1 protein-coding gene is annotated in these 1,231 nt (G+C 55.6%); it reads left to right on the top strand.

Going from position 1 to position 1,231, the window contains the following annotated elements; genetic code table 11:
- Positions 1–63 precede the first annotated feature (63 nt).
- Positions 64–1,193, top strand: a protein-coding gene (locus CR254_RS17785) for an IS3 family transposase (protein ID WP_097932393.1) whose coding sequence is annotated in 2 segments (ribosomal slippage) — positions 64–310 and positions 310–1,193 — 1,131 coding nt in all. Because the reading frame shifts where the segments join, the coding sequence is not laid out codon by codon here.
- Positions 1,194–1,231: the final 38 nt, after the last annotated feature.

Raw genomic sequence — 1,231 nt, 5'->3', positions numbered from 1 at the left:
TGGACCTGTCGCGGTTTGATGCCGCTCCTTTGATAGCATTTACTGCAACAAAGGAGACGGACTATGGGACTGAAACGGACGGACGAATTCCGCAAGGACGCTGTGCGGATCGCGTTGACCAGCGGGCTGACGCGCAAGCAGGTTGCTGACGATCTGGGTGTCTGCATGTCGACGCTGAACAAGTGGATCACGGCAAACCGAGAGACGGACGTGGTGTCGAACGAGGATCTGAGCCTTATTCAAGAGAATGATCGGCTGCGCCGCGAGAACCGCATTCTCAAGGAGGAAAGGGAAATCTTAAAAAAGGCGACGGTGTTCTTCGCGAGCCAAAAGCCATGAGGTTTAGGTTCATCGAAGAACACCAATCCATATTTGCCATCGGTCGGATGTGTCGTGTTATGAATGTCAGCACGCGCGGTTTGCGGGCATTCCGCAATCGCACTGCCAGCAACAGACAGCGATCTGATTTGGTCACACTGGCGCACATCAAAGAACAGTCTCGTCTCAGCCTGGGCAGCTACGGCCGACCACGGATGACGGAGGAGCTAAAGGAAATTGGCTTGGATGTTGGGCATCGCCGCGTAGGCCGCTTGATGCGTCAGAACGGCATATCGGCGGTGCGAACGCGCAAACACAAGGTCACGACAGACAGTGATCACAAGTTCAACATCGCGCCAAACCTGTTGGGTCGTGACTTCAAAGCTGATGCGCCAAATCAGAAGTGGGCCGGTGACATCAGCTATGTCTGGACCCGCGAGGGCTGGTTGTATCTGGCCGTGATCCTGGACCTGCACTCACGTCGTGTCATCGGCTGGGCCGTCAGTAACCGGATGAAACGTGATCTGGCGATCCGGGCGCTGAACATGGCCATCGCATTCAGGACACCGCCTAAGGGCTGCATTCACCACACGGATCGCGGCAGCCAATACTGTTCTCACGATTATCAGAAGATCCTGCGCCAACATGGCTTCCAAGTCTCGATGAGCGGCAAGGGCAATTGTTATGACAATGCCGCCGTCGAGACGTTTTTCAAAACCATCAAGGCAGAGCTGATCTGGCGACGGTCATTGGAGACACGACGGCAAGCCGAAATGGCAATCTTCGAATACATCAACGGCTTCTACAATCCGCGCCGCCGCCATTCAGCATTGGGCTGGAAAAGCCCAGTCGCTTTCGAGCGGAAGGTGGCCTAAACGAGCACCGGGGGCGGCACAAAAACGGGTCAGGTCCA

Origin of the sequence: Pontivivens marinum (genome assembly GCF_900231835.1) — a bacterium.
Classification (GTDB): domain Bacteria; phylum Pseudomonadota; class Alphaproteobacteria; order Rhodobacterales; family Rhodobacteraceae; genus Pontivivens; species Pontivivens marinum.
The sequence above is the reverse complement of the archived record's forward strand: the minus strand, read 5'-3'. Positions and strand labels throughout refer to the sequence as shown.